At 62.1% G+C, this 17,309-nt stretch carries 16 protein-coding genes; 10 read left to right on the forward strand and 6 right to left on the reverse strand.

What is annotated here, in order from left to right; all coding sequences use genetic code 11:
• The first annotated feature begins 17 nt into the window (after positions 1-17).
• Positions 18-776 (forward strand): transcriptional regulator LldR, encoded by a 759-nt coding sequence (gene lldR, locus ERD78_RS14530; RefSeq protein WP_129970029.1) that lies wholly within the window; start codon positions 18-20, stop codon positions 774-776.
• On the forward strand, positions 773-1,912 hold the full coding sequence (gene lldD, locus ERD78_RS14535; RefSeq protein WP_129970030.1) for an FMN-dependent L-lactate dehydrogenase LldD: 1,140 nt from the start codon (positions 773-775) through the stop codon (positions 1,910-1,912). Before lldR ends, lldD begins: the two co-directional genes overlap by 4 nt.
• Here lldD and trpE read toward each other — a convergent pair.
• The 3 genes from trpE to rpe form a co-directional block, all read right to left on the reverse strand.
• Positions 1,909-3,429, reverse strand: coding sequence for an anthranilate synthase component I (gene trpE / locus ERD78_RS14540; RefSeq protein ID WP_129970031.1), 1,521 nt, complete (start codon positions 3,427-3,429; stop codon positions 1,909-1,911). The genes lldD and trpE overlap by 4 nt on opposite strands.
• A 202-nt stretch (positions 3,430-3,631) precedes the next feature.
• Positions 3,632-4,321, reverse strand: coding sequence for a phosphoglycolate phosphatase (locus tag ERD78_RS14545; RefSeq protein WP_129970032.1), 690 nt, complete (start codon positions 4,319-4,321; stop codon positions 3,632-3,634).
• Between the two features lie 2 nt (positions 4,322-4,323).
• Entirely contained in the window at positions 4,324-5,025 is a 702-nt protein-coding gene (gene rpe / locus ERD78_RS14550) for a ribulose-phosphate 3-epimerase (RefSeq protein WP_129970033.1), read from the reverse strand.
• Between the two features lie 130 nt (positions 5,026-5,155).
• Between rpe and apaG the strand changes: the two genes are divergently transcribed.
• From apaG to ERD78_RS14590, 8 genes are all read left to right on the forward strand, one after another.
• Complete coding sequence (apaG, locus tag ERD78_RS14555) at positions 5,156-5,530, forward strand: Co2+/Mg2+ efflux protein ApaG (RefSeq protein WP_129970034.1); 375 nt, start codon at positions 5,156-5,158, stop codon at positions 5,528-5,530.
• Between the two features lie 31 nt (positions 5,531-5,561).
• Positions 5,562-6,848: a murein transglycosylase A gene (mltA, locus tag ERD78_RS14560; RefSeq protein ID WP_129970035.1), complete on the forward strand. Its 1,287-nt coding sequence runs from the start codon at positions 5,562-5,564 to the stop codon at positions 6,846-6,848.
• 54 nt (positions 6,849-6,902) lie between these two features.
• On the forward strand, positions 6,903-8,087 hold the full coding sequence (locus ERD78_RS14565) for an FAD-dependent monooxygenase (RefSeq protein WP_129970036.1): 1,185 nt from the start codon (positions 6,903-6,905) through the stop codon (positions 8,085-8,087).
• A gap of 54 nt (positions 8,088-8,141) precedes the next feature.
• A complete protein-coding gene (locus ERD78_RS14570) occupies positions 8,142-9,014 on the forward strand; it encodes a DsbC family protein (RefSeq protein ID WP_129970037.1) in 873 nt (290 codons plus the stop codon).
• 136 nt (positions 9,015-9,150) lie between these two features.
• Positions 9,151-10,311 (forward strand): PepSY-associated TM helix domain-containing protein, encoded by a 1,161-nt coding sequence (locus ERD78_RS14575; RefSeq protein ID WP_129970038.1) that lies wholly within the window; start codon positions 9,151-9,153, stop codon positions 10,309-10,311.
• Between the two features lie 2 nt (positions 10,312-10,313).
• Positions 10,314-10,493 carry a hypothetical protein gene (locus ERD78_RS14580; protein WP_129970039.1) on the forward strand — a complete coding sequence of 60 codons (180 nt, stop codon included), beginning with the start codon at positions 10,314-10,316 and terminating at the stop codon, positions 10,491-10,493.
• A 126-nt stretch (positions 10,494-10,619) separates the two neighbouring features.
• Positions 10,620-12,752, forward strand: a complete 2,133-nt coding sequence (locus ERD78_RS14585; RefSeq protein WP_129970040.1) for a TonB-dependent siderophore receptor — start codon at positions 10,620-10,622, stop codon at positions 12,750-12,752.
• A 127-nt stretch (positions 12,753-12,879) separates the two neighbouring features.
• A complete protein-coding gene (locus tag ERD78_RS14590; RefSeq protein WP_180029213.1) occupies positions 12,880-13,812 on the forward strand; it encodes a 2-hydroxyacid dehydrogenase in 933 nt (310 codons plus the stop codon).
• Here ERD78_RS14590 and ERD78_RS14595 read toward each other — a convergent pair.
• Genes ERD78_RS14595 through ERD78_RS14605 form a run of 3 tightly spaced genes read right to left on the reverse strand, consistent with a single transcriptional unit; the run spans position 13,806 to position 17,307 of the window.
• On the reverse strand, positions 13,806-15,452 hold the full coding sequence (locus ERD78_RS14595; RefSeq protein WP_167668944.1) for an ABC transporter ATP-binding protein: 1,647 nt from the start codon (positions 15,450-15,452) through the stop codon (positions 13,806-13,808). The two genes, ERD78_RS14590 and ERD78_RS14595, sit on opposite strands and share 7 nt — an antisense overlap.
• Before the next feature lie 11 nt (positions 15,453-15,463).
• Positions 15,464-16,303 carry an ABC transporter permease gene (locus ERD78_RS14600; RefSeq protein ID WP_129970043.1) on the reverse strand — a complete coding sequence of 280 codons (840 nt, stop codon included), beginning with the start codon at positions 16,301-16,303 and terminating at the stop codon, positions 15,464-15,466.
• Entirely contained in the window at positions 16,300-17,307 is a 1,008-nt protein-coding gene (locus ERD78_RS14605) for an ABC transporter permease (protein WP_129970044.1), read from the reverse strand. The genes ERD78_RS14600 and ERD78_RS14605 overlap by 4 nt, the downstream gene beginning before the upstream one ends.
• Positions 17,308-17,309 lie beyond the last annotated feature (2 nt).

The raw sequence follows: 17,309 nt of genomic DNA on the forward strand, positions 1-17,309 counted from the left end.
TTACAAGTCGAAGTCCGATGCGTCTTTCCGATCAGATCGCCGAAAAACTGCAGGTACTCGTCCGCGAGCAGGGCCTGCAGCCCGGCGACCGCCTGCCGTCCGAGCGGCAACTGGCCGTCGTGCTGGGCGCATCGCGTCCCTGTATACGCGAGGCAATCCAGAAGCTGGCCAGCCAAGGCTTGCTGCAGAGTCGCCAGGGAGGCGGCACGTTTGTCTTGCCGCCGCCTGGCGACGCATGGCCGCAGCAGAATCTCGTCCATCCGCTCAGCAGCCTGGTGCATGACGATCCTGAATATCGCTACGACGTGCTTGAGGCGCGCCATGCACTGGAAGGCGGCACCGCCTGGCATGCGGCGATGCGGGCCACGCAGCAGGACAAAGAGCGTATCCGATCGCGTTTCGAGTCCATGGTGCGGTATCAAGGCAGCGGCGATCCCGATCTTTCCGCGCGCGCCGACGCCGAATTTCACCTGGCCATTGCCGAAGCTTCTCACAACCTGGTGCTGCTGCAGATGATGCGTGGGCTGTTCGAGTTGCTGCGGGCCACGGTAACGCTGAATCGCCAGCGCATGTATACGATGCGGAAAACCCATGCGCAATTGACGGCGCAGCACCAGGCACTGATGGATGCCATCCTCGACGGTGACGCGGAACGTGCCCGCGACACTGTCTGGCACCATCTCGAGTTCGTGCACGACAGCGTACGCACGCTCGACGAAGATGAAGCACGTCGCGCGCGCTCAACGCGTTTGCCCACTATTTCGTCCAGACCATGATTATTTCCGCCTCGACAGACTATCGCGCCGCCGCGCAACGCCGGCTGCCGCCCTTTCTTTTCCACTATATCGACGGCGGCGCATATGCCGAGCACACGCTGGCGCACAATGTCAGCGATCTTGCGGGCATTGCGTTGCGCCAGCGCGTGCTGCGGAATATGTCTGACTTGAGCCTGGAGACCAGGCTGTTCGATGAAACCCTGTCCATGCCGGTTGCATTGGCGCCGGTGGGACTGTTGGGCATGTTCGCCAGGCGCGGCGAGGTGCAGGCAGCCCGCGCGGCGGATGAAAAAGGCATTCCATTCACGATGTCCACGGTATCCGTGTGTCCTATCGAGGAAGTCGCTCCCGCCATCAAGCGGCCCATGTGGTTCCAGCTGTATGTGCTGAAGGATCGCGGCTTCATGAGGAATGCCCTCGAGCGCGCTCAGGCGGCGGGAGTAACGACGCTGATATTCACGGTTGATATGCCTGTTCCCGGCGCCCGCTATCGCGACGCACACTCGGGCATGAGCGGCCCCTATGCGGCCTGGCGACGCTACGGCCAGGCGGTCACCCATCCGCAATGGTCGTGGGATGTCGGCCTGTTCGGCCGGCCGCATGATCTCGGCAATGTGTCGGCCTATCGTGGCAAGCCCACTGGCCTGGAAGACTATATCGGCTGGCTGGGCGCCAATTTCGACCCGTCCATTTCCTGGAAGGATCTGGAGTGGATACGTGAATTCTGGAAGGGCCCCATGGTCATCAAGGGCATTCTGGACGCCGAGGATGCACGCGATGCTGTCCGCTTCGGGGCGGACGGCATTGTGGTGTCCAATCATGGCGGGCGCCAGCTCGACGGCGTATTGTCCAGCGCGCGTGCCTTGCCGATGATAGCCGACGCCGTCAAGGGAGATCTGGCCATTCTTGCCGACTCCGGCGTGCGCAATGGCCTGGACATCGTACGCATGCTGGCGCTGGGCGCGGATACCGTTCTATTGGGCCGGGCCTTCATCTACGCACTGGCCACCGCTGGCCAGGCCGGCGTTGCCAACCTGCTCGATCTCGTCGAAAAAGAGATGCGGGTGGCCATGACCCTCACGGGCGCGCGCACTATCGGCGACATCAGTGCGGATATGCTGGCCCGCGCGGGTTAGATCGGCTCGTCCAGCCCGTACTGGACCTGCTCGGCCGCGCGCAGGACAGCGCGGGCCTTGGCCTCGGTTTCCTGCCATTCCTTCTCGGGATCGGAGTCGGCAACGATGCCGGCGGCGGCCTGCACATAGAGCATGCCGTCCTTGATGAGACCTGTGCGGATGGCAATGGCCACATCCATCTCGCCGCCGTAGCTCATGTAGCCTGCAGCCCCGCCGTAGATGCCGCGACGCACCGGCTCCAGCTCATCGATGATTTCCATGGCGCGCACTTTGGGAGCGCCGGTCAGCGTGCCCGCCGGGAAGGCGGCGCGCAGGACATCGATGTTGCTCATGCCTTCGTCTAGCTCGCCGCACACATTCGACACCAGGTGCATGACATGGGAATAGCGCTCTATGGTCATGGTGTCGGTGACTTTGACTGTGCCCGTCTTGGCGACTCGGCCCACGTCGTTGCGGGCCAGATCGATCAGCATGACATGCTCGGCGCGCTCCTTGGGATCGGCCATGAGCTCCTCGGCCAGTGCAGCGTCTTCTTCGGGCGTGGATCCGCGGCGGCGCGTGCCGGCCAGGGGTCGAATGGTGGCCAGCGTCTTGCGGCGGCCGTCCTCATGCACGATGTCCTGTCGCACCAGGATCTCGGGAGATGCGCCCACCACCTGGAAATTATCGAAATTCCAGTAGTACATATAGGGCGACGGGTTGAGCGAACGCAGCGAGCGGTACAGCGACAGCGGCGAATCGCGGAATGGCTTGGCGATCACCTGGCCCACCTGCACCTGCATAAGATCACCCGCGGCAATATACTCCTTGGCTTTCAGCACGGCGGCAATGTAGTCTTCCTTGGCAAAATCGCGGCGCGCGGGTGTTTGCATGCTGGCGTAGGCATAAGGAATGACCACCGGCGTGCGCAGCTTCTCGCGCAGCGCCTTGATGCGGCGGCGGGCAAGGGCATAGGCCTCTGGCTTGGCGGGATCCGCGTAGACGATCAGGTAAGTGCGGCCGGCCAGGTTGTCGACGATGACCAGTTCGTCGATATGCAGCAGCATGATGTCGGGCGTGCCGTCGTCCTGGCCCGCGGGAAACGGCTTGGTGGCCGGCCCCAGGCGCGGTTCGATATGACGTACGGCGTCATAGCCGAAGTAGCCGGCAAGACCGCCCGCGAAGCGGGGCATGCCCGGCAGCAACGCGACCTTGAAGCGTTGCTGATAGGTCTGGATGAAGGCCAGTGGATCGCCTTCGTGCGTCTCGGCCACTTCGCCCTGATGCAGCACCTCGGTCGTTGTGCCGCGCGAGCGGATGACGGTGCTGGCGGGTAGCCCGATGAATGAATAACGCCCGAACCGTTCGCCGCCCACCACGGATTCGAGCAGGCATGAATTGCGCCCCGCTTCCGGACCACTATGCGCCAGCTTGAGGTAGATGGCCAAGGGGGTGTCCAGATCGGCGTAGGTTTCCGCGATAAGCGGAATGCGGTTGTAGCCTTGGGCGGCAAGGGCATTGAATTCTATTTCTGTCATAGTGGTCTCTTGGGTTGATACGGACCGGACAGACTGAAATTCAAAAAGCCCGGCCTATTCGCGTGGTTCCGGGCTTTTTTTGCGGTTTATGCAGGGGCACAGGTATCAGACCATGTGCCGGGAGGGATTTACCGCCACCCAGAGCGCGAACGCCACCAGCGCCAGTTGGCGCCAGGAGAGCTGCGGTAATACAGGGTTGCGGTCATTGTCTGGATATTTGTGATTGCCTGGCCAGCCATTTGGCGGCATCGGCGATAGACGCAACTATATCATCGACTTCGAGATTTCGCACGTCCTTGCCTTCGTTATAACCATACGGAACGGCAAGGACAGGCATGCCCGCGGCCCGCGCCGCCTGCACGTCATTCACCGAGTCACCGACGAACAAGGCATGGGCCGGCGTGGTTCCGAGCAGGCTGCAGGCATGTTGCAGCGGCAGGGGGTCGGGCTTCTTGCACTCGCAGGTGTCGCCGCACACGATTGCGCCGAAATACTCGCTCAAGCCGAACTGCGCCAGCAGCGGCGGCGTGAATGCGGTGGGCTTGTTGGTCACCACGGCGAGCTTCAGGCCTGCTTCGCGAAAGGCCGCCAGCCCCTCTCGCACGCCGGGATACAGCTGCGCCCTGCGTCCGTTCAGGCGCTGATAATGATCCAGAAAGCTGGCTAGCCCCTGCTTGAACGCATCTTCACCCGGCACGGTCCCCGATGGGTTGTTGGCCAGTGCGCGCTGCACCAGCACGGGCGTGCCCTTGCCGACATAAGTACCGATGAGGTCTTGCGGCAGCGCCCGCAGCCCCATGTCTGCGCGCATGGCATTGGTGGCGTCGGCCAGGTCGGGCAGGGTGTCCATGAGGGTGCCGTCCAGATCGAACAACACGGCGTTTGGTGCCATGTTCATACCTCCAGGCTCTCGCCCTTGGCGATTTCCTCGCGCATGGCATCAATAATGGATCGATAATCGTCGTGGCCGAAAATGGCCGAGCCGGCCACGAATGTGTCGGCGCCCGCGCGGCGAATGGCGGCGATGTTGTCCACCTTGACGCCGCCATCGACTTCCAGCGCAATCTGCTGGCCGCCGCGATTGACCCAGTTGTCGATGCGCAGCCGCGCCTGCGCCAGTTTTTCCAGTGTGCCCGGGATGAATTTTTGCCCGCCGAAACCTGGATTGACCGACATAAGCAGCACGACGTCGAGCTTGTCCATGACGTAGTCCATGTAGTCCAGGGGCGTGGCCGGGTTGAAGACCAGGCCAGCCCGACAGCCATAGTCGTGAATGAGCGACAGGCTGCGGTCGACATGGCGCGTGGCCTCGGGGTGAAAGGTGATGATGTCGGCGCCCGCCTCCGCGAATTGCGGGATAATGGCATCTACCGGCTCCACCATCAGGTGCACGTCGATGGGTGCCTCGGTGTGCGGACGCAGGGCTTCGCATATCATGGGTCCCATGGTCAGGTTGGGAACATAATGGTTGTCCATGACGTCAAAGTGAATCCAGTCGGCGCCGGCGTCGACGACATTCCGGATTTCCTCTCCCAGGCGGGCGAAGTCGGCCGCCAGGATGCTGGGTGCGATTCGGGTGGGGCGCGAGAATGGCATGGCAATGATGTAAGGTAAAACAGCCGCTGTGGCGATTGTGTCATTATTGCAGGTTAAGCCCGTCTGTGTTGCGCCTGGGCAGTCTGTATATGCAAACAATGGCGCTCGGCCCGTTATTTCGGATACGTCTATGAAGCCCTACGATCTCTCGGTTACCGTCACCGCGCAGTACTTGCCGGAGCAATCTGAACCCGACGCGCAGCAATTCGTTTTTGCCTATACGGTACGCATCAGCAACAAAGGACAACACGCGGCGCAGGTCATCAGCCGCCACTGGGTCATCACCGATGGCCAGCAGCGCACACAGGAAGTGCGCGGGCTGGGCGTGGTGGGCCAGCAGCCCCTGCTTGCCCCGGGAGAAACATTCGAATACACCAGCGGCTGTCCCTTGTCTACGCCAGTGGGTACCATGCGGGGCAGCTATCATTGCGTCGGGGACAACGGCATACCCTTCGAGGTGCCCATCGACGAATTCATGCTCGCCATGCCGCGTACCCTGCATTGATTCTCTTTTCGCATCCCGCAAAGATCACGCTATGAAGAAACGCCTGCTTTACGCCAGCCTGCTTGTCCTGATTTCCTCCTGCAGCACAGTGCCGCTCAGCACAGACCAGAGCGGTGCGGGCAAGGCTGGCCAGCCCGACATCGCCTCGCAGCCACTGGTGGTGCCGCCGCTGGCGTCCATCCGCGACACGCCACCGCGCGCGCTGGAAGGCCGGTTCCAGCAGGTATCGTGGGCATCCTTGCCGGGCTGGAAGGACGACGATCTGTCCCATGCCTGGAAGGCTTTCATTAACAACTGCAAGGGGTTGATGCGGCCCGTATCGGGTTCGCTTGCGATGCAGGCGAGGGCCGCACCGCGCGCCTGGCAGCCTGTCTGTGCGGCTGCGGCGAACACGGGCTTTAGCGGCAATGCGGTCGATGCGCCGCGCATCCGCCAGTTCCTGGAGCAGTATCTGCGGCCCTGGCGGCTGCTGGATGCCGCCGGCAAGCCCGCGCGTAATACGGTCACCGGCTATTACGAGCCGCTGGTGCGCGCGTCGCGCACCCGTCAAGGCGACTACCAATGGCCGTTGTATGCCACGCCTGACGACCTGCTTACCATTGACCTGGGTTCGGTCTATCCCGAACTGGCAGGAAAACGCGTGCGCGGCAAGCTCGACGGCAAGCGTGTCGTGCCTTACGACACACGTGCCGAAATTGCTGCATCACCCGAACGCAGGCCGCCCGTGATCGTCTGGGTTGACGATCCGGTCGAGGCATTCTTCCTCCAGATTCAGGGCTCGGGGCGGGCTCAGCTCACCGACGGCTCGACCATACGGCTGGCCTACGCCGATCATAACGGCCGACCCTATGTGTCGATTGCCAGGTGGCTGGCCGATCAAGGGCAGATGCCGTTGGCCAAGGCGTCCATGCAAAATATCAAAGCCTGGGCGCGCAGCCACCCGGGGCGGGTGCAGGAGATGCTCAACGCCAATCCAGCCATGGTGTTTTTCCGGGAAGAGCCTGTCACCGATCCCGAATTGGGTCCCAAGGGCGCCTACGGCATACCGCTGATCGGCGGGCGTGCCGTTGCCGTCGACACGCATTATGTGCCGCTGGGTACGCCGCTGTTTCTTGCCACCACGCAGCCTGGCTCCGCCGCGCCGCTGCGCCGGCTTGTGCTGGCGCAGGATACCGGTGCCGCCATCAAGGGTGCGGCGCGCGCCGATTATTATTGGGGCTTTGGCGACGAGGCGGGCGCCCTGGCGGGGCGGATGAAGCAGCAAGGCGAAATGTGGGTGCTTTGGCCTGCGGGCGCTGGCGCGCCGTCAGCGCGTTGATCCCGTTGCGGCATTGGCCGCCTCTGGCGCCGCGCAAATAACAGGAAACTGGAAGTGGGCAAAGATTCGTTCGTGGTTTGCGGAACCGGCATCGCAGGGCTGGCGGCAGCGCTGGGCTTGGCACGAGACGGCCATGCGGTACAGGTGCTGGGGCCGCGCAAGGCGCCAGCACCGACGGTGCGCGATCAATACTGTCCCAGGGTCTACGCCATATCGCCATCCAGCCGCGCGCTGCTGTCGCGGCTGGGCGTCTGGGACATTATGGACGCAGAACGTATCACGTCCGTGCGCGCCATGGAAATCCACGGCGATGCCGCGGGCAGCGTCAATCTGGATGCATGGCAGGCAGCGCAGGACAGCCTGGCCTGGATAGTCGAATCCAGTGAAATGGAGCGCGCCCTGCATCAGGCCGTCCGTGTGTATGGCATACCCTGGGTCGAGGAAAAATTCGACCATCTGGACAACGGTGCTGTTCATACTCAATCCGGCCGCGTCCTGCAGCCCGACCTTCTGATCGGCGCGGACGGCGCGGAGTCGCCTGTGCGCAGGGCCGCCGGGATTGCGCATCATTCCCGCGCCTATGGCGACATGGGCATCGTAGTGCATCTTGCCGCCGATCTGCCCCACCAGAATACGGCCTTTCAATGGTTTACCGGCGACAGTGTGCTGGCGCTGTTGCCCATGCCCGATACCGCCGAAGGGCATCAGGTATCCATGGTGTGGTCCATGCCTGAAGCGCTGGCCCAAACCTGGATGACGATGCCTGAAGACGAACGCGCCCGGACGCTCGAGGCGCGGCTTGCGGCTGCCAGCGAGGGTCGCCTGGGCGGATTGCGCATGCGCAGCACACCGTTCGCCTTTCCACTATATGTCGAGCATAGTGATATGGTTGCGCCTGGTGTTGCGCTGGTGGGCGATGCGGGGCATCGGGTGCATCCGCTGGCCGGCCAGGGATTGAACCTGGGCCTTGGCGATGTGGCGGCGCTGCTGCGGGTGCAGCGCGACCGCGAGCCCTTCCGGGCGGCCGGCGATATGCGTCTGTTGCGCCGCTATCGACGCGCGCGTGCCGAGCCTATCCTGGCGATGCGCATGGCAACCGACGGATTGCACCGTTTGTTTGCCGTGCAGGGAGCACCCATTGCATGGGCTCGCAACGCGGGCATGCAATGGGCCGACCGCCTGCCCTTTGTCAAGCGCCTGCTCATCGATGCGGCGACTGGCAACCGGCATGGCGCATGATTTTTCTGGATAATTGCCCGGCCTGTCCGTGGGCCCGGCCTAGTTGGAGTTCATATGTATCGTTGGAAAGCCCATTGGCTTACCGCAGCAGTGATAGGATGTCTTTCATTCGGGCAGGCCTGGGCACAGGATGCTGTTGCGCCTGAAGCCTCGGGCGCGTCCGGTCGCGTGCTGTCCACGCAGGATGCGCGCCAGCCGACACAGCGCGCGCCGTCCGACGGCGGGGCGGAGAAGGATAGTGTGCTGGCCACGGCGGGGGCCGCATCCATGGACGATATCAAGTCGGCCTTCGAGCGCCGGTTTCCCGATGTGGCGGTTGCGGGGGTTACCGAGACGCCCTTTCCAGGCCTGTACGAGGTGCAGATCGGCACCGACGTGGTCTACACCGATGCATCAGTCAGCTATGTACTGCAGGGATCGCTTATCGATGCCAAGCGCCGCATCGATCTGACCGAGGCGCGGCTTAAGGTTTTATCGCAGGTTGATTTTTCCTCGCTGCCGCTCGACATTGCCATCAAGCAGGTCAAGGGAGATGGTTCGCGCAAGATGGTTGTGTTCGAGGACCCCAATTGCGGTTATTGCAAGCGTCTGCACCAGACCCTGAAGGATATCGACAACATTACCGTCTATACCATTCTCTTTCCCATCCTGACGCCCGACTCCAGTACGAAGGCGAGGGATATATGGTGTGCCAGCGACCCGGCGGCGGCTTGGCAGGCCTGGATGCTTGATGGCCGGAAGCCACAGGTCGCCAAATGCGATGCACCGCTGCAGCAGGCGCTGGAACTGGGTCATTCCTTGCGCGTACAGGGCACGCCGGCATTGTTCTTTCCAGACGGTAGCCGCATCAACGGCGCCATGCCTCGGGAAATTATTGAGGAAAAACTCGATAGCCTCTCAAAAAAGACAGTTGCTAATAAAAAATAACCATAACCGTCCAGTTGACAGCATTTCTAGACGAAAATTAGAATAAGAACTATTCTTAGAAATCAATTCCCTGGGGAATCCGGATGTTTCGTTTTGTCTGGCGCTTTGCGCCGTGGCCTTGTTTAGGGAGTGCCACGTGACTGCGGCGGCGTCTCTCAAGACCTGGTATTGGGTGCACAAATGGTCCAGCCTCGTGTGCACCCTTTTTCTGCTGGTCGTCTGCATTACGGGCCTGCCGCTGGTTTTTCACGAGGAAATCGACCATTGGCTGGATGATGCCAAACCCTATGCCGTGGTTCCCGAAGGAACCCCGCGGGCCAATGTCGATGGCCTGATAGATCAGGCGCGCACGCTTTATCCCAAGGATGTCATCGATTTCGTTTTCATGGACGATGCCCAGCCGCAGGTGCTGGTGGGCATGTCGCCGTCCTATCAGTCCGATTTCGACGAAGCCCATTTCCTGAAGTTCGATGCGCACACGGGCGAACTGCTCAAGGATGGTCCGCCCCAGGCACAAGAGAAGCTCAGCTTCATGGGCATCATGCTGGCCCTGCATGTGGACTGGTTTGCCGGCCTGCCGGGCGAACTGTTCATCGGCTTCATGGGCTTGCTGTTTGTGGTGGCCATTGTCTCGGGCGTGGTACTGTACGGCCCCTTCATGAAAAAGCTGTCGTTCGGCACCGTCCGGGCCACGCGCTCGCGGCGCTTGAAATGGCTGGATCTTCATAATCTGCTGGGCATCGTGACCCTGGCCTGGGCGGCCGTGGTAGGCGTCACCGGCGTCATCAACGAGTTGTCCACGCCGCTGTTCGCACTGTGGCAGCGCACCGAAGTGGCGGCGCTGATGGCACCCTACAAGAACGAGACGCCGCCGGCCCAGCCTACGTCGGCCCAAGCGGCGATCGATGCGGCTAACAAGGCTGTGCCGGGCAATGAAGTGCTCAGTTTCAACTACCCCGGCAATCGCTTCTCCACGCCGCATCACTACACAATGTGGTCCAAAGGCGCCACGCCACTTACCTCCCATCTGTTCACGCCCGTGCTGGTGGATGCCGCCACCGGTGAAGTCACGGCGGTGGCCGAGCCGCCCTGGTACCTCAAGGTGCTTGAGCTGTCCAGGCCTTTGCACTTCGGTGACTATGGCGGCATGCCGCTGAAGATTCTGTGGGCCTTGCTGGACATCCTCACGATCGTGGTGCTTGCCAGCGGCCTGTATCTGTGGTTTGCCCGGCGCAAGGCCACCGATGCGCGGGTGGCGCGCAGAGTGCGCGAACTGACCCCGGCCCTGGAAAGCTGAAAGTGAAAGCATCAACGCGTTTCAGGCGCCTTTGGGGCGCGCCGATCGTGCTTGGGGTTCTGACCTGCTTTGGCCTGCTTGCCGCCCTGCTCGGCGTTGGCTTCTGGCATTTCCTGGCATGGGCCGCGCTGTCCATCCCGCTGGTGGTCGGGGTTTGGTTTTGGGCATTCCCCAGACAATGATCCGCCGGTCCAGACGTCGGGGGCCGGATTTGCTTATGTCGCGTAAAGCATTTTTATATATCGGACTCGGCAGGCGTGCCTGTATGCCACACCGGCACAACAATCACTATCAAAGGAAGACAGATTATGCCGAGCAATACGCTGCATCCGCTGGCGTTGACAACCATGGCAAGCATGCTGATGCTGTTCTACAGTGGCGGCGCCGCTGCACAGTCACAGGAAACGCGTACCCTGGCGCCCATTACCGTCAAGGCGCAAGGGACTGAGTCCGCGCTTGAGCCGGTGTCTGGCTATATTGCGCACAATGCACTGACGGCCACCAAGACCGATACGCCGCTGAGCGAGACGCCGCAGTCTGTCACGGTGGTGACCAGCGATGAAATCCGCGACCAGGGCGCCCAAGGCGTGCAGGACGCGCTCAACTACGCGGCGGGTGTGCGTTCCGATGCCTATGGCCTGGATTCCAGAACCGATTCTTTTCGCATCCGCGGCTCGGAGCCCACTGTATACATGGACGGCCTGCGCCAGAACTACAACTGGTACACAAGCACAACGCGCATCGAGCCCTATGCGCTGGAGCGCATAGAGGTGCTGCGTGGGCCGGCGTCCATGCTGTATGGCCAGGGCAGTACCGCGGGCGTGGTCAACATGGTCAGCAAGCGGCCCTTGCCGGAGGCCATGCGAGAGGTAGGTATCTCCTACGGCAGCAATGCGCGGCGCCAGATTCAGGCCGACCTGACGGGCCCGTTGAACGAAGAGGGCACCTGGTTGTACCGCGTGGTGGCCGTTGGCCGCGAAGCCAACACACAAGTCGATTTCGTGCGTGACGATCGCCTCATGATTGCGCCGTCCTTGACATGGCAGCCCAACGCCAGCACCTCGTTGACCTTCATGGCGCTCTACCAGGACGATAAATCGGGTTCCACCTCGCAGTTCTTCCCCTGGGAAGGCGTAGCGCTGGACAATCCCAACGGGCAACTGCCGGTCGACCGCTTCATCGGCGATCCGGACTGGGACCGCTACGACTCCCGCCGCAAATCAGCGGGCTGGGCGTTCCGCCATGACTTCAACGACGATTGGTCGTTCAAGCAGAATTTCCGTTGGTCACTGAATCGGGTCGATTACCGTTCACTCTATAGCGACTTTTTTACGCTACGAGGCGGCTGGGCCGGCGACCCGGTCAATAAACGCATGCTGGGGCGTGTTGCGGATGCAACCCTGACGACGGTGCGCATGGTGTCGGCGGATCAGAACCTGGAGGGCCGTTTCGATACCGGCGCGGTGCGCCATCATGTGCTGCTGGGCATGGACATGACCTATGCGCACCAGGACAAGGAATCCGGCTCTGCCATGACAGACTATACAAATAATAGTGGTGGAGCCGTGCCGCTGATCGATGCCTACGATCCCGGCTACCCCGCCTTTACGCCGCCATCCATGTCAACGGATCCGGTGGCGCGCCAGCGCGACCTGGGCGTGTATCTGCAGGACGAACTGCGCTGGCGGAACTGGATCGCGGTGGCTGGCCTGCGCCACGATCGTTCCGAATCCAGCGTGGAAGGGCAGCCCGACTATACCAACCGTGCGACCACGAAGCGTCTGGGCATCATGTACAAGGCCGACAACGGCCTCTCGCCCTATCTTAGCTACAGCGAATCCTTTTCGCCCGTGTTTGGCACGGATGCGAACGGCGACGCCTTCATTCCCTTGCGTGGCAAGCAGGTCGAGGCCGGCCTCAAGTACGAGTCGCAGGATGGCGATACGATGTTCAACATCGCCGCCTACACACTCAGCGAGGAAAACCGGCTGGTGCCTGATCCGACCAACCCCAATAATCAGGTGCAGATCGGCAAGACCCGCAACCGCGGCGTGGAGTTGGAATACAAGCAGGCCATTGGCCGCAGCCTCAGCGTGCTGGCCAATTACACCTATATCGACATTGACGATCAACTGGAGGGCATTCCCAAGCACCAGGCTTCCGTGTGGGGCAAATACCGCTTTGCCATGGATGGCGCGGCGGGCCTGTCCGTGGGTGCGGGCGTGCGCTGGCTGGGCCACTTCACCGACGGCATTGCGCCGCAGACGCCGAGCGTGACGCTGGTGGACGCCATGGTGGCCTATGAAACGCCATCGTGGCGGCTGGCGCTGAATGTGAACAATATGTTCGACAAGACGTATGTCAGCACATGCTTGAGCCGAGGCGATTGTTGGTATGGATCGCAGCGCACCATTGTGGCCAGCGCCAGTTATCGCTTCTAGTCTGCCTGCAATGGGCGGGCCCATGGATATCCTCTAGAATATGGCCTTATCGTGCGCCGCATCGGGCGGTGCGCACAATCGGCTCGCGGCGGCAAGCCCGCCCGGCCCATCTCGACTGGATACGCGTGTGAAAGCTGTTTTTGCCTCTGCCCATGATGCCGACCCCCAGGCCTGGATAGATCCTTTGCAGGCTGCTGTGCCAGAGGTGGCCTTCCATGCATGGAACGATACTGGCAAGGCGGTGGGTGCGGAGATCGCTGTCGTCTGGAATCCCCCGCCAGATCTTTTCTCGCGCGAGCCCGGCATCAAGGCCATCTTCAATCTCGGCGCGGGGGTGGACGCCTTGCTGCGCCTGCCTGGCCTGCCTGCGGATGCCGTCATTGTGCGCCTCGAGGATGCGGGCATGGCCGTCCAGATGGCGGAATATGCCGCCTACGCGCTGGTGCGGGCCTCGCGCAGCTTCGACGACTATCAGCGGCTGCAGCAGCAGGAACGCTGGGAGCCTCGGCCCGACATCCGGCGGGCCGACTGGACCGTGGGTGTACTAGGAATGGGCGTCATGGGCGCGCGGGTGGCCAGCGCGCTGGCTGCGTTGGATTATCCCGTGGCGGGCTGGTCGCGCACCGGCAAGGATATTCCGGGCGTACAGAAGTTTGCCGGCCAGCAAGCGTTTCCTGCTTTCCTCGCGCGTACGCGTGTGCTCATCAATACCCTGCCGCTGACCGATGGCACGCGCGACATACTGTGCCGGGCAACGTTGCGGCAATTGCGTCCCGATGCCTATCTCATCAATATGGGGCGGGGCGAGCACCTTGTCGAGGAAGATCTTTCCGCCCTGCTTGACAGCGGCCACATGCGGGGCGCCACGCTTGATGTCTTTCGTCAGGAGCCTTTGCCCGCCGGCCATCCGTTCTGGCGTGATCCGCGTATCACCATCACGCCGCATGTCGCGGCTGCCAGCCTGCGCGAGGAAACCATTACCCAGACGGCAGACAAGCTTCGCCGCTATGTACGCGGCGAAACCCTGAGCGGCGTCGTACCGCTGGATCGCGGCTACTGAATCCCGCTGTCGGACAGCGTGGGCGGCTTCCATGCCTTGCCCGGCACAGCGGCAATCAGCTTGCGCGTATAGTCGCTTTGCGGCGCCTCGAAGATCTGGTTGGGCGCACCGTGCTCCACCACCTTCCCGCGATGCATCACCGCAATGTGGCTGCACACTTGCGCAGCCACGCGCAGGTCGTGGGTGATGAATATCATTGCAATCTGAAGCTGTTCCTGCAAAGACTGCAACAGATCCAGCACCTGCGCCTGCACGGAAACGTCCAGCGCCGAGACGGACTCATCGGCGACCAGTACCTGCGGATCCAGCGCTAACGCGCGGGCAATGCCCACCCGCTGACGCTGGCCGCCTGAAAACTGATGCGGATACCGATTGAACACAGCGGGATCCAGTCCGACCATCTCCAGCAACGCCCTGCAGCGGGCTTCCGCGTCGGCCCGCGGGATGCCGTTGGCCACGGGTCCGTCGCTGATGATGCGTCCCACCGTGTGGCGCGGGTTGAGCGATGCAAACGGATCCTGGAATATCATCTGTATGTGATGGCGCATGGGGCGGAATTGTCGTTCGCTCAATGGCGCAATGTCGCGCCCGTCGAACAGCAACTGCCCGCCGTCCACGCCCACGAGCTTCAGCAGGCACTTGCCAATGGTGGATTTGCCTGACCCCGACTCACCCACAATGCCCAGCGTTTCGCCGCGTCGTACCGAGAAGCTGACATCATCCACCGCTCGCACCACGCGCTTCGAACCCATCCAGCCACCTCGCAGCACATAGTGCTTCTTCAGGTTTCGCACCGCCAGCAGAGGGGCGGCACGGTCGGCTGCATCCTTTCTGCCGTAATTCAGATGCGGCACAGCGGCAATGAGGCGGCGGGTGTACGGATGGGCCGGATGATTCAACACCTGCTCCGCGCTGCCCTGTTCCACGAGCATGCCTTTTTCCATGACAGCGACCCGATGCGCAATCTCCGCCACCACGCCAAAGTCATGGGTGATGAACATGACGCCCATGCCCTTTTCTTTCTGGATGCGTGCGATCAGTGCCAGGATTTGCGCCTGGGTCGTGACGTCCAGCGCCGTGGTGGGCTCGTCGGCAATCAGCAGCGAAGGCTCCAGCGCCAATGCCATGGCAATGGTCACGCGCTGGCGCTGCCCGCCCGACAGCCGAAATGGATAGGTGTCGTACAGTGCGTCGGGGTCGGGCAGGTCCACGAAGCGGAACAGCTCAAGCACACGCTGGCGCCGCTGGGCGTCTGTGTGCCCCCCATGCACCAGCATGACTTCGGCCACCTGCTTGCCGACGGTCATGAGCGGGTTCAACGCGGACAGCGGCTCCTGGAAGATCATGGCCATGTCCTTGCCGCGCATGCCTTCCAGCGTGGCTTCGGGCAGTGTCAGGAGATCTTGTCCGCGGAAGATGATTTCGCCGGCCGTCGGCTTCAGATAGTCGGGCAGCAGTCCCATGATGGCGTTGGCACTCATGGACTTGCCCGAGCCCGATTCACCTACGATGCACAGTATTTCGCCGGCTCGGACATCGTAGCTGATGTCCTGCACGGCGTGCGGCCTGTCGCCTCCCGGCGGCAGAGGTATTGTCAGATTGCGCAGGGAAATAACCGGTGCGCCCTTGTCGTCGTTCATGGACGCCTCCATTATTCGCCGCGCCGGCGCAGTTGCGGATTGAGCGCATCGCTCAGTCCCTCGCCAATCAGGTTGATGGACAGGACGGTAATGAGGATGGCGATGCCAGGCCATACGCTCATCCACCAGGCCTCGCGTATCATCGTGCGTGAAGCGCCGATCATGAAACCCCAGCTCATCAGGTTGCGGTCGCCCAGGCCAAGAAAGGACAGTGCGGATTCGGTCAGGATGGCGGTGGCAACCATGAAGGAAGCCGAAACAATAATGGGCGACATGGCATTGGGCAGTATCTGCGACCAGACAATGCGCGACGGTTTCTGGCCTATGACCACGGCGGCGAGCACGAATTCTCGCTGCTTAAGGGTCAGGAACTCCGATCTCACCAGGCGGGCGGCGGGCGGCCACGATACCGCCGTGATGGCCACCATGATCGAATAGATCGATGGGCTCATGACCGCCACGATGACCACGGCCAGCGCCAACTGTGGAATGGTCTGAAAGAACTCGGTCAGGCGCATGAGCAGGTCGTCGATCCAGCCGCCGCAGTATCCGGAAGCGGCGCCGACAATGATGCCGAATACGAGAGAAATCAGGGTGGACAGCAGTCCCACCAGCAGCGATACCCGCGCGCCCCATACCAGGCCCGCCGTGATGTCGCGGCCCAGCATGTCGGTTCCGAACGGGTAGGAGGGGTCGGTGAAAGGCGGTATGAGCGGCACCGCCACCATGGACCAGGGTGACATCTCGTATAAAAAGGGCGCGAGCAGGGCCAGCAGCGAGACAATGATGATAACGATGAGTCCGAATACCGCGCCATAGTTGCGCATGTAGCGTCGGGCGAAATGCTTCATGTTGCCGCCCCTTGCCTGGCGCCCGCGGCTATGCGCGGATCGACGATGCGGTAGGCGACGTCGGTGATCAGATTGAACAGCACCACCATGGCCGAGGTCACCAGAAAGATGCCCATCAGCAGTTGGTAGTCGCGCTGCAGCAGCGCGTCGAACATCAGGCGTCCGATGCCTGGCCATGCGAACACGGTTTCCGTCAGAACCGCCCCGCCGGCCATCTGCCCCAGCTGTATGCCTGCGAAAGTGATTACAGGCAGTAGCGCATTGCGCAGCACGTGTACGCGGATGACGCTGCTGGACGGTACGCCCTTGGCCTTGGCCGTCTTCACAAAGTCCATGCCGATGACCTCCAGCATGGATGCGCGTGTAAGGCGCACATAAAAGGCCATGAAAAAGCAGCCGAGGGTAATGGTGGGCAGGATCAGGTGCATGGCGATATCGCCGGCGCGTGCCCATCCGGTCAGGCCTGCGCCCACGGATTCCATACCGAAGGCGGGCAGCCAGCCGAGAACCACCGAAAACAGCAGTATGCCCATGAGAGACAGCCAGAACAGCGGGGTAGCATATAGGATCAATGCGCCGGTCATCAGCGTGCTGTCCAACCAGCGGCGCCGATTTTCATAACGCACGCGTGCGGCCAGCACGCCCAGGCTCACGCCAAGGACGAGCGAGAATACGAAGGCGCAGCTCATGAGCAGGAAGGTGGCTGGCAGGCGCTGCATGATCAGATCGAGCACGGGAATGTGATTGCGGTAGGAAAAGCCGAAATCAAGCTGCAGCACGCCTTTCAGATACAGCAGCAGCTGCGTGAGCAAAGGCTGGTCCAAACCGAATTCCTGGCGCAGTTGCGCCAGGTAGGCGGGATCGCCCGCGCCGGCCTGGCCCGCCAGCACGGAGGCTGGATCGCCGGGTGCAAGCCGGATGAGAAAGAAGTTGACGATCACCACGCCTATGACCACGGCCAGAGCCTTGGTCAGGCGCGACGCGAAGAACAGCGCGAACTTCATGC

The sequence above is a fragment of the Allopusillimonas soli genome (assembly GCF_004153445.1).
In the GTDB taxonomy this organism is placed as follows: Bacteria; Pseudomonadota; Gammaproteobacteria; order Burkholderiales; family Burkholderiaceae_B; genus Allopusillimonas; species Allopusillimonas soli.

Coding starts and splice junctions, on each gene's coding strand:
- lldR (WP_129970029.1), top strand. CDS start 18: ATGCGTCTTTCCGATCAGATCGCCGAAAAACTGCAGGTACTCGTCCGC.
- lldD (WP_129970030.1), top strand. CDS start 773: ATGATTATTTCCGCCTCGACAGACTATCGCGCCGCCGCGCAACGCCGG.
- trpE (WP_129970031.1), bottom strand. CDS start 3,429: ATGACAGAAATAGAATTCAATGCCCTTGCCGCCCAAGGCTACAACCGC.
- ERD78_RS14545 (WP_129970032.1), bottom strand. CDS start 4,321: ATGGCACCAAACGCCGTGTTGTTCGATCTGGACGGCACCCTCATGGAC.
- rpe (WP_129970033.1), bottom strand. CDS start 5,025: ATGCCATTCTCGCGCCCCACCCGAATCGCACCCAGCATCCTGGCGGCC.
- apaG (WP_129970034.1), top strand. CDS start 5,156: ATGAAGCCCTACGATCTCTCGGTTACCGTCACCGCGCAGTACTTGCCG.
- mltA (WP_129970035.1), top strand. CDS start 5,562: ATGAAGAAACGCCTGCTTTACGCCAGCCTGCTTGTCCTGATTTCCTCC.
- ERD78_RS14570 (WP_129970037.1), top strand. CDS start 8,142: ATGTATCGTTGGAAAGCCCATTGGCTTACCGCAGCAGTGATAGGATGT.
- ERD78_RS14585 (WP_129970040.1), top strand. CDS start 10,620: ATGCCGAGCAATACGCTGCATCCGCTGGCGTTGACAACCATGGCAAGC.
- ERD78_RS14595 (WP_167668944.1), bottom strand. CDS start 15,452: ATGAACGACGACAAGGGCGCACCGGTTATTTCCCTGCGCAATCTGACA.
- ERD78_RS14600 (WP_129970043.1), bottom strand. CDS start 16,303: ATGAAGCATTTCGCCCGACGCTACATGCGCAACTATGGCGCGGTATTC.
- ERD78_RS14605 (WP_129970044.1), bottom strand. CDS start 17,307: ATGAAGTTCGCGCTGTTCTTCGCGTCGCGCCTGACCAAGGCTCTGGCC.